The sequence below is a fragment of the Ensifer sp. 22460 genome, assembly GCF_052044935.1.
GTDB lineage: Bacteria > Pseudomonadota > Alphaproteobacteria > Rhizobiales > Rhizobiaceae > Ensifer.
Map to the genome: position 1 here is coordinate 40,710 of NZ_JBQENZ010000025.1, position 13,581 is coordinate 54,290.

General features: G+C 64.1%; 13 protein-coding genes. 5 read left to right on the top strand and 8 right to left on the bottom strand.

Annotation, left to right across the window (positions count from 1 at the left end; genetic code table 11):
• The first annotated feature begins 149 nt into the window (after positions 1 to 149).
• Positions 150 to 1,316 (top strand): pyridoxal phosphate-dependent aminotransferase, encoded by a 1,167-nt coding sequence (locus tag ACTJKM_RS26485; RefSeq protein ID WP_058323581.1) that lies wholly within the window; start codon positions 150 to 152, stop codon positions 1,314 to 1,316.
• 34 nt (positions 1,317 to 1,350) lie between these two features.
• On the opposite strand, the gene ACTJKM_RS26490 is transcribed toward ACTJKM_RS26485, so the two are convergent.
• The 8 genes from ACTJKM_RS26490 to ACTJKM_RS26525 all read right to left on the bottom strand — a co-directional run bounded on the left by ACTJKM_RS26490 (position 1,351) and on the right by ACTJKM_RS26525 (position 9,269).
• The gene (locus ACTJKM_RS26490; protein ID WP_057248140.1) at positions 1,351 to 1,659 is read right to left on the bottom strand and encodes a chorismate mutase family protein; all 309 of its coding nucleotides are present in this window, start codon (positions 1,657 to 1,659) and stop codon (positions 1,351 to 1,353) included.
• A 467-nt stretch (positions 1,660 to 2,126) separates the two neighbouring features.
• Positions 2,127 to 3,131, bottom strand: coding sequence for a cytochrome d ubiquinol oxidase subunit II (gene cydB, locus ACTJKM_RS26495; RefSeq protein WP_058323579.1), 1,005 nt, complete (start codon positions 3,129 to 3,131; stop codon positions 2,127 to 2,129).
• Positions 3,121 to 4,542 (bottom strand): cytochrome ubiquinol oxidase subunit I, encoded by a 1,422-nt coding sequence (locus ACTJKM_RS26500; RefSeq protein ID WP_112947173.1) that lies wholly within the window; start codon positions 4,540 to 4,542, stop codon positions 3,121 to 3,123. The genes cydB and ACTJKM_RS26500 overlap by 11 nt, the downstream gene beginning before the upstream one ends.
• Positions 4,543 to 4,857: 315 nt before the next feature.
• Positions 4,858 to 6,027 carry a M20 aminoacylase family protein gene (locus ACTJKM_RS26505; RefSeq protein ID WP_058329034.1) on the bottom strand — a complete coding sequence of 390 codons (1,170 nt, stop codon included), beginning with the start codon at positions 6,025 to 6,027 and terminating at the stop codon, positions 4,858 to 4,860.
• 1 nt (position 6,028) lies between these two features.
• Complete coding sequence (locus ACTJKM_RS26510) at positions 6,029 to 6,853, bottom strand: ABC transporter permease (protein ID WP_058329033.1); 825 nt, start codon at positions 6,851 to 6,853, stop codon at positions 6,029 to 6,031.
• Complete coding sequence (locus ACTJKM_RS26515) at positions 6,850 to 7,575, bottom strand: ABC transporter permease (RefSeq protein WP_057248145.1); 726 nt, start codon at positions 7,573 to 7,575, stop codon at positions 6,850 to 6,852. The genes ACTJKM_RS26510 and ACTJKM_RS26515 overlap by 4 nt, the downstream gene beginning before the upstream one ends.
• A gap of 101 nt (positions 7,576 to 7,676) precedes the next feature.
• A complete protein-coding gene (locus ACTJKM_RS26520) occupies positions 7,677 to 8,459 on the bottom strand; it encodes a transporter substrate-binding domain-containing protein (protein WP_058329032.1) in 783 nt (260 codons plus the stop codon).
• Between the two features lie 36 nt (positions 8,460 to 8,495).
• Positions 8,496 to 9,269 (bottom strand): ABC transporter ATP-binding protein, encoded by a 774-nt coding sequence (locus ACTJKM_RS26525; RefSeq protein ID WP_057248147.1) that lies wholly within the window; start codon positions 9,267 to 9,269, stop codon positions 8,496 to 8,498.
• Positions 9,270 to 9,541: 272 nt separating this feature from the next.
• Between ACTJKM_RS26525 and ACTJKM_RS26530 the strand changes: the two genes are divergently transcribed.
• The 4 genes from ACTJKM_RS26530 (at position 9,542) to ACTJKM_RS26545 (ending at position 13,568) form a co-directional block, all read left to right on the top strand.
• Positions 9,542 to 10,165 (top strand): TetR/AcrR family transcriptional regulator, encoded by a 624-nt coding sequence (locus ACTJKM_RS26530; protein ID WP_057248148.1) that lies wholly within the window; start codon positions 9,542 to 9,544, stop codon positions 10,163 to 10,165.
• Between the two features lie 17 nt (positions 10,166 to 10,182).
• On the top strand, positions 10,183 to 11,373 hold the full coding sequence (locus ACTJKM_RS26535) for a pyridoxal phosphate-dependent aminotransferase (protein WP_440661277.1): 1,191 nt from the start codon (positions 10,183 to 10,185) through the stop codon (positions 11,371 to 11,373).
• The gene (locus ACTJKM_RS26540; RefSeq protein ID WP_057248150.1) at positions 11,370 to 12,977 is read left to right on the top strand and encodes a 5-guanidino-2-oxopentanoate decarboxylase; all 1,608 of its coding nucleotides are present in this window, start codon (positions 11,370 to 11,372) and stop codon (positions 12,975 to 12,977) included. The genes ACTJKM_RS26535 and ACTJKM_RS26540 overlap by 4 nt, the downstream gene beginning before the upstream one ends.
• Before the next feature lie 183 nt (positions 12,978 to 13,160).
• A complete protein-coding gene (locus ACTJKM_RS26545; RefSeq protein WP_245296243.1) occupies positions 13,161 to 13,568 on the top strand; it encodes a hypothetical protein in 408 nt (135 codons plus the stop codon).
• Positions 13,569 to 13,581: the final 13 nt, after the last annotated feature.

A 13,581-nucleotide genomic window follows, 5' to 3' on the forward strand; every position in this document is an offset into this window, starting at 1 on the left:
GTCAGATAAAGTCGCGTGATCGCAGAAGCGAAAGCGGCTAGAAGCGATGGGCAGTCTGGAGCGGTCCATTTCCGCTCTAATCCATTGGAATCTTTCACGATGCTCCCGGGCGATCCGGCGCGGGACCGTCGTGCCTCCGGAGCCCGCCGATGACCATCCTCAGCACCATCAGCCCCCGCGCACTTGCGGCGCCCGAAAGCGGCATCGTCGAGGTGGTGAACTATGCCCGCGGGCGCGACGGCCTGATCCCGCTCTGGGTCGGCGAAGGCGACCTGCCGACGCCGGCCTTTATCAGCGATGCGGCACGCGAGGCGCTTTCCGCCGGCGAGACCTTCTACACTTGGCAGCGCGGCATCCCGCCGCTGCGCGAGGCGCTGTCGCGCTACTATCAGCGGCGTTTCCAGAAAGCCCTTTCGCCCGAAAATTTCTACGTCGTCGGCTCCGGCATGCAGGCAATCAAGCTCTCGATCGAGGCGATCGCTTCGCCGGGAGACGAGATGGTGCTGCTGACGCCGGCCTGGCCGAATTTTGCCGCTGCCGCTGACCTCTCTGGCGTCCGTCCAGTTTCCGTCGAACTGCGCTTTGAACACGGAAAGTGGCAGCTCGATCTCGATCGACTGGAAGCGGCGATCGGCCCGAAGACCAGGGCACTGTTCATCAACACGCCGTCGAACCCGACGGGATGGACCGCGACTAAGGAAGAACTGGCCGCGATCCTGGCGCTGGCGCGCAAGCATGGTCTGTGGATCATCGCCGACGAGATCTACGCGCTCTATTACTATGCCGGCGCCCGCGCGCCGTCCTTCCTCGATGTCATGGAAGAGGGCGACCGGATCCTCTTCGTCAATTCCTTCTCGAAGAACTGGTCGATGACCGGCTGGCGGGTGGGTTGGATCGTCGCCCCGCCGGAGATGGGGCAGGTGTTGGAGAACCTGGTGCAATATTCGACGTCAGGCGTCGCCCAGTTCATGCAGCGCGGTGCCGTCGTGGCGCTTGACGAGGGCGATGCCTTCCTGGACGCGAATGTCGCCAAGGCGACCAGCAACCGTGACGTCTTCTGCGACGCGCTGATCGCTACCAACCGGGTGGAAACGCTGAAGCCGGATGGAGCGCTCTACGCGTTCCTGAAGATCGATGGCGTCACGGATTCGCGCGCGGCCGCGATCGATATCGTCGACAAGACGGGCGTCGGCCTGGCGCCCGGCACCGCCTTTGGCGATGGTGGTTCGCTGTTCATGCGCGCCTGCTTCCTGCGCGACCCGGCCCAGGTGAAGGAAGCGGCGGCCCGCTTGCAGCGATACATCCTCGGGCGCTGACTTCTGCCAGGAAGGGCGATCGAAGACGGCGACGCTATTCGTCGCCGGTTTCGCCGAGCAGCTTCTGCTCATGGGCAATTGCGTGGCCAATCAGCCGCGCCCAGATGTCCTCGTAGAAGTCAGGATCGAGGTTGTAGCTCGCGGCGTTCTTGCGGGCGTTCTCACGCACTTCCATCACCCGCGCCGGAATGTCGGCCTTCAGCTTCAGCGGCCGTTTGATCTCGGCCGCCCGGTCGATATAGCCCCAGCGTTCGGCAAACAGCGTCATCAGCGCCTGGTCGAGCCGGTCGATTTCGGCACGCACGTCGGCCATGGTGGTGCATTGCGCGGGGGTCTTTTGCATCTGTCTCGTCCGATTGCCTGGTGCATGGCCGTCGTGGCCAAGCGCAGGTCCAGGTGTTCGAGCGTCCCTCGGCTCTGGGCAAGCGGAGCGCTCTTGCGGCGCACTGCTAACAAACGATGAGCTCAATGAGAAGGGGCAACAGGGTCGCAGCATGCGACCGGTGACAGTGGTCACCTCAGCAGGCGATCGCTGGGCAGGGGAGGAGGGTGCGGTCCTGTCTCCGTCTGCGGCGATCGCCTGCTGACGTGTTGAGGGAAGTTAGCCGGCCAAGCTTGAGCGAGGCTTTTTAGAGCGGGATGAGGAAAAGTGTATGCGGTTTTCCGCCCGCATCTCGCTCGAACTTAAGAGAATCGATCATGTTCCGATCATTAGCTTGATCGCGAGGCCGACGATCGTCACGGCTGCCACCCCGGCGCACCACAGGCCCACGAACCAGAGAAGCTTGCGGCCGGTTCCGGTTTCATCAGTCAATGGTAACCCTCCTCCGGATCGACCTTGCCGCGGAACACCCAATAGGAATAGCCGGTATAGGCGAGGATGATCGGCACCAGCACCAGCGCGCCGGCGAGCAGGAAGGACAGGCTCTCCTCAGGCGCCGCCGCATCCCAGATGGTCAGCGATGGCGGCACCATATAGGGGTAGAAGCTGATGCCGATGCCGGCATAGCCGAGCACGAACAGGCCGAGCGCCGCAAGAAACGGCCGGCTGTCGTGCCTGTTGCGAATTCCTGTGATCAGCGCATACAGGCAACCGAGAACGAGGGCTGGCACGATGACGCTGAAGATCGCCGTCGGAAAGCCGAACCAGCGCTTCAGATATTGCGGCTCCAGGAACGGAGTCCACAGACTGACGATGCCCATGGCGGCGACGGTGCCGAACGAGCACTTGAGCGCGAGGTCGCGGGCGCGGTCGGCGAGGTCGCCATGGGTCTTCATGACCAGCCAGGTGGAGCCGAGCAGGGCATAACCGACGACGACGGCGACGCCGGTCATGATCGAGAAGGGCGTCAGCCAGTCCCACCAGCCGCCGACATAGGCGCGGTTCTCGACGGGGATGCCCTGGACGAGCGCGCCGAGCGTGATGCCTTGCGCGAAGGCGGCGAGCATCGAACCGCCCGAGAAAGCCCAGTTCCAGAGATATTCGGCGCGCCTGGTGCGCCAGCGATATTCGAAGGCGACGCCGCGGAAGATGAGGCCGATGACCATGGCGATAACAGGGGCGTAGAGTGCCGGCAGGATCGTCGCATAGGCGAGCGGAAACACCGCCATCAGACCGCCGCCGCCGAGCACCAGCCAGGTTTCGTTGCCGTCCCAGACCGGCGCGACGGAATTCATCATCACGTCTCGGTCGTGCTTCTCCGGGAAGAACGGGAAGAGGATGCCGACGCCGAGGTCGAAGCCGTCGAGAATGACATAGGCGAGCACCGCAAAGGCGATGATGGCGGCCCAGATGAACGGCAGATCAAACTCCATGACGACCTCCATGAGTGCTGGTGCTGGCGATGGCGGGGCCTGGCATGATGCCGGAGCTGCGCAGCGGCCCTTCGTCGAGATCCGGCATCGGATCACGCGGCAATCGCGCCATCAGCCTCAGGATGTAGAAGGTGCCGGCGCCGAAGACGAAGAAGTAGACGATGATAAAGGCGATCAGCGAGGCGGCGACGGCAGGGGCTGCGATCGGCGCCACCGAGTTCACTGTCAGCAGGTGGCCGTAGACCGTGTAGGGCTGGCGGCCGACTTCGGTGGTGACCCAGCCGGCGAGCACGGCGACGAAGCCGGCCGGGCCCATCACGACTGCCGCCCGATGCAGCCAGACATTGCTGTCGAGCGTGCCGCGGTAACGACACCAGAGCGACCAGAGGCCGATGCCGAGCATGGCGAACCCAAGGCCGACCATCACCCGGAAGGACCAGAACACGATGCCGACGGGCGGATGCAGCTCTTCCGGGATCGTATCGAGGCCGGCGAGCGGCGCGTTGAGGTCGTGCTTCAGGATCAGGCTGGAGAGTTTTGGAACCTCGATGGCATAGTCGACGCGCTTTTCGGGCGAGTTCGGAATGCCGAAAAGGATCAGCGGCGCCCCATCCGGATGGCTCTGGTAGTGGCCTTCCATCGCCATCACCTTGGCCGGCTGGTGCTCCAGCGTGTTGAGGCCGTGCATGTCGCCGGCAAAGATCTGGATGGGCGCGACGATCGCCGCCATCCACATCGCCATCGAGAACATTTTGCGGGCGCGGCGCGGCGCCGTCTTGCGGATGAGGTGCCAGGCGCCGCAGGCGCCGACGACGAAGGCGGTCGTGAGGTAAGCGGCAAGCACCATATGGGTGAGGCGATAGGGGAAGGACGGGTTGAAGACGATCGCCCACCAGTCGACCGGGACGAACTGGCCCGATTCGTTCATGGCGAAACCGGCGGGCGTCTGCATCCAGGAATTTGCCGAAAGGATCCAGGTGGCGGAAATCAACGTGCCGATGGCGACCATGACTGTGGCCAGGAAATGCAGTTTTGGCCCAACGCGGTTGAGCCCGAAGAGCATGACGCCGAGGAAGCCCGCTTCGAGGAAGAAGGCGGTCAGCACCTCGTAGCCCATCAACGGCCCGATGATCGGCCCGGCCTTGTCGGAAAAGACGCTCCAGTTGGTGCCGAACTGGTAGGACATGACGATGCCGGAGACCACACCCATGCCGAAGGCGACCGCGAAGATCGTTTTCCAGAAGTGGAAGAGTTCGAGGTAGACCCCGTCCTTCTTCAGGAGCCACAAACCTTCCAGTACCGCGAGGTAGCTTGCAAGGCCGATGGAAAAAGCAGGGAAGATGATGTGGAAGGAGACGGTGAAGGCAAACTGGAAGCGAGCGAGCAGGGTCGCATCGAAACTCTCAAACACGGGCGCAATCCTTTCAGACATACGGCAACGCGCGTCGCTGACGCGTGGCCGTATCGCTCTGGCTGCTGCATCATTCGTCCCATGATCGATCGTCGATCAGGGGACTTTTCTTGGCCGTCCGTCGGGGCGTTTTCGGTGTTGGCCCCGGCTTCTCAGCACGCGCTTGAATCTGCGCCAAATTTGCCAAACGTCAATGACGGCGCGTCCGCCACGTTGTCACACTGCGGCAATGTTGCGCTGCGGCATATTGGACGGAGTTTCACCAGAGAGCGAAGCAGGCGACCGGCAATCGATCAAAGGGTTGCCGGGACGGCGTCAGCGGACCGGGAGATAGGCTTCGGCAAGCTCGGTCCAGAAGGCGGCGCCGATCGGCAGCAGGTCGTCGTTGAAGTTGTAGGCCGGGTGGTGCAGCGGCTTGTCGTCGTCGCTGACTTTCGAGCCGAGGAAAAAATAGGTCCCCGGCTTTTCCTGCAGCATATAGGCGAAATCCTCGCTGCCCATGAAGGGACGGGCGAGATCGACGACCTTGTCGGCACCAGCAAAGCGTACTGCGAGATCGCGCACGAAGTCGGTCTCGGCCTTGTGGTTGATCGTCGCATCGTAGCTGCGCTGGTAGTCGACCGTCGCGCGCATGCCGAAGCTCACGGCCTGCGCTTCGGCGATCATGCGGATGCGCCGTTCGAGTTCGTCGCGGACATCAGGCTCGAAAGAGCGGATGCCGACGACGATCTCGGCACGCTCAGGAATGATGTTGCTGGCGGAACCCGCATGGAAGGCGCCGACGGTGACAACAGTGGGGTCCATCGGGTGGATGTTGCGCGAGACGATCGACTGCAGCGCCATGATGATCGAGGCGCCGCAGACGATCGGATCGGCCGTCTCCTGCGGTTCCGCGCCATGCCCGCCGCGGCCGTGAACGGTGATGCGCGCCTCGTCGACGGCCGCCATGATCGGGCCTTCCCGGAGGGCAAACCGGCCGAAGGGCAGGCCCGGCTCGTTGTGAAGCGCAAACACCGCGTCGCAGGGGAACTTCTCGAACAGGCCCTCGTCCATCATGATCTTGGCGCCGCCGAAGTTCTCCTCGGCCGGCTGGAAGATCAGGTGGATCGTTCCGTCGAAATTGCGCCGCTCGGCGAGCGCCCGCGCCGCGCCGAGCAGCATGGTCGTGTGGCCGTCGTGACCGCAGGCGTGCATCAATCCTGCGGTCTTGCTGGCATAGTCGAGACCGGTTTCTTCCAGGATCGGCAGCGCATCGATATCGGCGCGAATGCCGATTGATCTCCCGCTCGTGCCGTTCCGGAGCGTGCCGACGACGCCGGTTTGGGCGAGACCCGTCGTCACTTCATAGCCGAGGCTTTCGAGATGCTTGGCGATGAAGGCGGAGGTGCGCTTCTCCTCCAATCCAAGTTCCGGATGGGCATGCAGATCGTGGCGGATGGCAACGAGTTCCGGCATGGCGTTGGTGATCGAGGGGGAAAGCTTCATGTCAGGCGCCACGGGTTGGGATGCGATTTTCGAATGTGCGGAAGGCCACCACCAGAATGCCGGTGAGGCACATGTAGATGAGCGCCAGCAGGAGCAGCGGCTCGTAGGTGAGGAAGGTTTCCTGCCTGACCTTGGAGATCACTGCATAGACGTCGACGACGGTCACGGTGGCAACGAGCGGCGTCGATTTGAGCTGCAGCACTGTTTCGCCGTTCAGCGTCGGCAGCGCCCGGTGGATGGCGCGCGGCAGCCAGATGCGCCGGAACATCGTCCAGGGGCTCATGCCATAGGCTTTGGCCGCCTCCAGCTCGCCCGGCGGCACGCCGGCAAAGGCGCCGCGCATGACCTCGCCCTCATAGGCGGCAAACGAGACGGTGAGTGCCGCCACGCCATAGGGCCAGGCCTCGCGCAAATAGGGCCAGAGGAAGGACTGGCGGATCGCCGGAAACTGCGGAAACAGCGAGCCGAGCCCGTAATAGAGCAGCCAGAGCTGCAGGAGCAGCGGCGTGCCGCGAATGACAGTGCAGAAGACCTTGGCCGGCAGTTTCAGGAACCAAGGGCCTGTCACCTGCACGAGGCCGATCGGCACCGCCAGCAGGAAGCCGAGGATCGCGGTACTGAACAGCATCACGAGGCTGACGAGAATGCCCCAGCCAAGCCGAGGCAGATAACGCGGCAGCCAGTCCCAGCGCATGAAGACGGCAACGGCGACGACGAAGGCGGCGAAGACCAGCATCATCACGATGCGATGCGGTACGAAGAAGCTCCGAGCCGTCGGCAGGTCCTCGGGCGTGAAGGCAACGGCGTGGGTGGTTTCGTTGGTCATCGCTGCACCGCAAAGCCGCGTCGGGCATGGCGTTCGAGCATGCCGATGAAGACGTTGGACACGAGTGTCAGCGCCAGATAGAGCGCGCCGGCGGCAAGGAAGAACAGCAGGTATGCCTTGGTCGTGCCGGCCGCCTGGCGCGTGACCAGCGTCAGCTCGCTGAAGCCAACGACAGCGAGAAGGGCGGTGTCCTTGGTGGCGATCAACCAGAGATTGGAAAGACCGGGAATGGCATAGGGCAGCATCGCCGGCAGCGTGATACGCCTCAAGACCTTGGTCGGCGACATGCCATAGGCCCGCGCCGCTTCGATCTGTCCGGCGGGCACCGCCTTGATCGCGCCACGCAAGACTTCGGTCGAGTAAGCCCCCTGGACGACGCCGATGACGAAGATGCCGGCCATCAGGCCGCTGATGTCGACCGGGCCGATCGCAAAGAGCGCCAGCACCTGATTGAGAAGATCGGTGCCGGCGTAATAGAGCAGCAGGATCAGCACCAGTTCCGGCACCGCACGCACCACCGTGGTGTAGCATTCAAGCAGATCCCGCAGCACCGGACCGCCATAGAGCTTGCCGAAGGCGCCGCCGATGCCGAGTGCCAGGCCGAGCGTGAAGCCGCCGACGGCGATCTGGATGGAGTTGAAAAAGCCCTGCAGCAACACGCCGCCCCATCCGGGCGCGTTGAGCGAGAGCAGGCCCCAATTGATGAGGGAATCCGCAGCCATGCGTCGTACTCCGATGGCGCCAGCCGGCGGCGGCTGCTGCGCCCGCGTCCCCTTTCAGGCACACAAGGCACAGCACCTCTGGGCCGCCGGCCGATCGCGCCTTAATCGCCGTAGATGTCGAAGTCGAAGTACTTCTTCGAGAACGTATCAAAGGTTCCGTTGTCACGGATCGCCTTGATCGCAGTGTTGACCTTGTCCTTGAGCTCGGTTTCGCCCTTGCGCAGGCCGACGCCCACACCCGGGCCGATCACGGCAACGTCTTCGGCGACGTCGCCCTTGTAGTCGCAGCATTCCTTGCCCTGGTCGGTCGCAAGGAAAGCCTTCAGCGCGATGGCGTCCGCCTGGACGGCATCGAGGCGGCCGGCGGCGAGGTCGTTGTTGGCTTCGTCCTGCGTCTGGTATTCCTTGACGTCGACGCCTGCCGGCGCGAAGTGCTTGGCGGCATAGGCTTGGTGGACCGTCGAGACCTGGACGCCGAGCGCCTTGCCGTTGAGACCTTCCGGCGTCGGCTTGATGTCGACGCCCTTGGTGCCGATGATGCCGGTCGGGGTGTTGTAGTATTTGTCCGAGAAATCGATCGTTTTCAGGCGTTCGTCGGTGATCGACATCGAGCTGATGATCATGTCGATCTTCTTCGAGGTCAGCGCGGGGATGATGCCGTCCCAGGCGACCGGCGTCAGCACGCATTCGAGCTTCGCCTCGGCACACATCGCGTTCATGAACTCGACTTCCCAGCCTTCCCATTTGCCGCTGGCGTCGGGCGCCGTGAACGGCGGATAGGGCTCGGCGGCGACGCCGACCTTAAGCGCTTCGGCCGAAGCGGCGACGCCGCCGCTGACGGCGATTGCCGTCGCAACGGCCAGGACTTTCAATGCCTTCTTCATGCTGTTCCCCTTTTTGGTTGTTTAGCATTCCGGAATTCAGTGAATGGAACTGATGAACTTCTTGAGCCTTTCCGACCTCGGCGAACCAAAGATGGCCTCTGGCGGGCCCTGTTCCTCGATCACGCCGTTGTGGAGGAAGACGATGTGGTTGGCGACGTCGCGCGCGAACTTCATCTCGTGGGTAACCAGGATCATCGTGCGCTTCTCGCGCGCGAGATCGCCGATGACCGAAAGCACTTCGCCGACGAGTTCAGGATCGAGCGCCGAGGTCGGCTCGTCGAAGAGCATGACCAGCGGTTGGATAGCGAGCGCCCGCGCGATCGCCGCGCGCTGCTGCTGGCCGCCGGAAAGAAAGGCCGGGTAAGCGTCGCGCTTCTCATAGAGGCCGACGCGCTTGAGCAGCGTTTCGGCGGTGGCGACCGCTTCGGCCTTCGGCTTGCCGAGCACGTGGATCGGCGCCTCGATGACGTTTTCGAGGATGGTCATGTGCTGCCAGAGATTAAAGCTTTGGAAGACCATGCCGAGCTGGCTGCGGATGCGCTGGACTTGGCGGCGGTCCTCCGGCACGAGGCCGCCTCGGCCGTCGGGTTTCATCCGGATCTTCTCGCCATGCACGCTGACGCTGCCGGCGGACGGGAGTTCCAGAAGGTTGATACAGCGCAGGAAGGTGGATTTGCCGGAGCCGCTGCCGCCGATGATGGCGATCACGTCGCCCTGTTTCGCCGTCAGCGAAACACCCTTCAGCACTTCCAATGGCCCGAAACGCTTGTGCAGGTCAGTGACCGCGATTGCCTGGGCCGCATCCGTCATCGGCACGCCGCTCCAACGGCTCTGCGCGCTTTTTCTGTCAGCATGAGAACAGTTCCCCTGTCGTTTCCCGCGCGGCATCTTTGGCCTGTCACGGTTTTGTTGATTGGCATGGTTGCACTTGTGTCGCTATTATTCAAGCGTATAATAATACGCATCGTCGATTTTTCGACGCCCGCCCCCAGCCTTGATTTCCCGAAGGAGCCGCCCATGTCCCCGTTCCGGCCGAAGCCATCGTCGACCGCGCCAGGGCACTTGTTCCAGCGGGTCGCCGCATGAACCGGCGCAGCTTTCACCGCGCTCCGGAAGGCGAACGCCGCCAGGAGCTGATCGAGGCGACGCTCGATTGCATCTCCGAATTTGGGCTCAAGGGCGCGACGGTGCGGCAGATCGCGATCCGCGCCGGCGTGACCGCCGGGCTCGTGCGTCACTATTTCGAATCGAAGGATCAGATGGTCGCCGAGGCCTATCGCGCCGTCATCGCATCCTTGACGGACAAGGCGAGCCAGGTGGAGGGTGATCCGGAAACCCGCCTCAGGGACTTCATCGCGATCAACCTCACCGAACCGGTGGCCGACAGCCGGAGCATCTCGCTGTGGGCCGCCTTCATCAGCCAGGTGCGTGTCGATCCGGTACTCGCCGAGATCCATCGCGAAGGCTACCTCGCCTTCCGCAACACACTGCAGGAACTGCTCGCCGATTTTCTTGCGGCGAAGGGCAAACCGGCGGACGCAGAAACCTGCCGGGCGTTCGCCATCGCCATCAACGGGCTGGTCGACGGTCTTTGGGTGGAGGGGTGCCTGGCGGGCGACCTCTTTCGCGAGGGTGAACTGGTCGCCATCGCCATGTCGTCGGCCGAGGCACTGCTCGGCACGTCGATCGGAACTGCAAAACAATGACAACGGGAGAGAACACCATGCGCTACGCGTCCATCACCGAACGTCTTGCCGATCTTGGTTCGGGAAAATGGTCGCTGCATATTCGTGCCCGCCAACTGAAGGCAAGTGGCGCCGACATCATCGAACTGACCATCGGCGAACCGGACCTTCCGCCGGACCGCGCCCTTCTCGAAGAATGCCAGCGCGCGATGAATGCCGGGCGCTACCGCTATTCCAATGGCCGCGGCGAGCCGCCGGTCGTGGCTGCTCTCGCGGAAAAATATCGCCGGCGCCGTGACGACGTCACCGCGGCGAACGTCTTGTGCTTCCCCGGCACCCAGACGGCGCTCTTCTCCGTGATGCTGGCCCTGGTCGAAACCGGCGACGCGGTGCTCGTCGGCGACCCGCTCTATGCGACCTATGAGGGCGTGATCCGCTCCACCGGCGCCCATCCGGTACTGGTGCCGCTGAAGCCGGAATTCGGCTTCCACATGCAGGCCGAAGATCTTGAAAAGGCGATCACACCCGAGAGCCGGGTGCTGCTGCTCAACACGCCGCACAATCCGACCGGGGCCGTGCTGACCGCGACCGAGATCGCCGCGATCGGCGAGGTCGCGCGCCGTCACGATCTCTGGATCGTCTGCGATGAGGTGTACGAGGAACTTGTCTTCGACGCCGTCTTTGCCTCGCCCTTCGACAATCCGGATCTCGCCGAACGCACCGTCGTCGTCTCGTCGATCTCCAAGTCCCACGCCGCGCCCGGCTTCCGCAGTGGTTGGGCAGTCGGCCCGGTCGAGTTTGCCAACCGGCTGCTGCCGGTTTCGGAAACGATGCTCTTCGGCACCCAGCCTTTCATCGCCGACATGACCGCCTATGCCCTGACCCATGACATCGATACCGCGCGGCGGATGCGCGAGTCCTATCAGTCCCGTGCCGCACAGATCGTAGCCGGTCTTGCCGCGGCACCCGGCATCGAGGTGTTCGCGCCGGAAGCCGGCATGTTCATTGTGATCGACGTTTCCGGAACCGGCCTTGACGGCGATGCGTTTGCCTGGGCGCTGCTCGAAGAGGAGGGGGTTGCCGTCATGCCTGGATCATCCTTTGGCGATCAGGCGCAGAACTATCTGCGCGTCAGCCTGACCGTGCCTGATCGGGACATCGACGAGGCCTGCCGTCGCATCGCTGCGCTCGCCGAGCGGTCCAGCCTGCGTAAGGAGCGCTGCGCATGACGATGGAAAAAACAGTTGGAGAAGTGCTGGTCGATCTGCTCGAGGCCAATGGCGTTGAGGTGGTTTTTGGCATTCCCGGGGTGCACACGGTCGAGCTTTATCGCGGGCTGGCGGCATCGAAGATCCGCCATGTGACCCCGCGCCATGAACAGGGTGCGGGCTTCATGGCCGATGGATATGCCCGGGTCAGCGGCAAGCCGGGTGTCGCCCTCGTCATCACCGGTCCGGGACTCACAAACACCATCACGGCGATGGCGCAGGCTCGGCAGGATTCCATCCCGATGCTGGTGATTTCCGGCGTCAATCGCCGCGATTCGCTCGGTCACGGTCGCGGGCTCTTGCATGAGTTGCCCGACCAGCACGGCATGATGAAGACGCTGGCGCTCTACTCGCACACGCTGCTCAATCCGGAAGACCTGCCTTTCGTCGTCGACCGCGCCTTCTCGGTGCTCGTCTCCGGCCGGCCGGGGCCGGTGCACATCGAGATCCCGACCGACGTGATGGCGGCGAAGATCGCGCCGCAGGCGGTGCGGCCGGCGACGGCGACGCGCCCGCGCTCCGACAGCGAGACGCTGCAGCGTGCAGCGATCCTCTGTGCCGACGCCTCGCGGCCGGTGATCATCTGCGGCGGCGGCGCGTTGACGGCGGAAGCCGAAGTGACGGCGCTTGCCGAGAAGATCGGCGCGCCTGTCGTCACCACGGTCAACGCCCGCGGCATGCTCGCCGGCAACCCCTTGCGCGTTCCCGCAAGCCCCAGCCTGAAGGCGGTGCGGTCGCTCCTCAAGGAAGCGGACCTTGTCCTGGCGCTCGGCACCGAAATGGGCCAGACGGACTACGACATGTATGCCGATGGCGGTTTCCCGGCCTTGCGCAATCTCATCCGCACCGACATTGACTCAGCGCAGCTCGCGCGCGGGCCGCATGCAGCCCTTTCCATTCTCTCCGGCGCCAAGGCGGCCACGGCAGGCATCCTCGCCTTCCTGCCCGGCCACACCGCGAAGGATGGAGTGGGGCGCGCCGAAACCGCGCGACGGGCAGCGCTGAAGGAACTGACGCCGAAGATGAAGGCCGAGATCGGCATCATCGACACGGTCTACAGGACGTTGCCGGACTGCACCGTTGTCGGTGACTCGACCCAGGCCGTCTATGCCGGCAATCTCTATTGCGATGCGCCGCGCCAGCGCAGCTGGTTCAATTCCGCGACCGGCTACGGCTCGCTCGGCTACGCCCCGCCGGCGGCCGTGGGCGCTGCCGTTGCCGATCCGTCGCGTCCGGTCGTGTGCCTTGTCGGCGACGGCGGCTTCCAGTTCTCGCTGGCCGAGATCGGGTCCGCGGTGGATGCGCAGGCGAAGGTGATCTTCCTCGTCTGGAACAATGACGGCTACCAGGAGATCGAGTCCTACATGGTCGACGCCGGCGTTACCCCTGAAGGGGTCAGGCCCTCGGCGCCGGACTTCCTGATGGCGGCCAAGGCCTATGGGGTCGAGGGGCAGCGGCTCACCGCGGTTGCCGATCTGGCGCAGGCGCTTGCCGCAGCCGCAGAGCGCAAAGGCCCGTCGCTCATCGAGATCCACGAGAGGCGGACGGCGGGTCTCTCGGCCTGACCGCGCCTCAGTCGCACAACGGGCCGGATTTGACTTTTCCGGCCCGCAATGGTGTTAAGGGCGCCCATGCTCGAATCCGGCCACGTTCTTTCGTTAAGGTCGGGCATTCGGGCTGAGTTTCGTCTCGCTGGCGCTGGAGCGCCGCGCGTCTTGTAGGCGCCAAGGAAAGGGACCGCGTCCTCGATGGACCGCTTGGGTGGTGGCAGCAAGAATATGCAGGCCGGCCGGCTTCTCGCCGTGCTGTGGCTGTTCTGCGCCTCCTTCGCAATGCAGGTCATCTCGGTTGGGCAGAGCATTCCGTCCCGCTCGTCCTCTGGCGCCCAGGCCGGTAATGTCACCGATACCGGCTCGACCGATCGCCCTGCAGCCCGGCAGATCTCGCGGGCGACACCGCTTTCAGACCTTCGGTTCACGGCCGAGCGCAAGGACGCGAAGTCCGCGACCGACGATGGGTTACCGGCGCTGCTGCCGGTATCCGCGGAGCTGGAATTTCCCCAATCGTCGGACGGTCGGTTCCTGCGCCGTGTCGCAGAGCAGATCGGCGGGGCTTCGAGCCATGGGCCCCATATTCGCGCACCCCCGCGCGCCTGATCCATCAAGCATA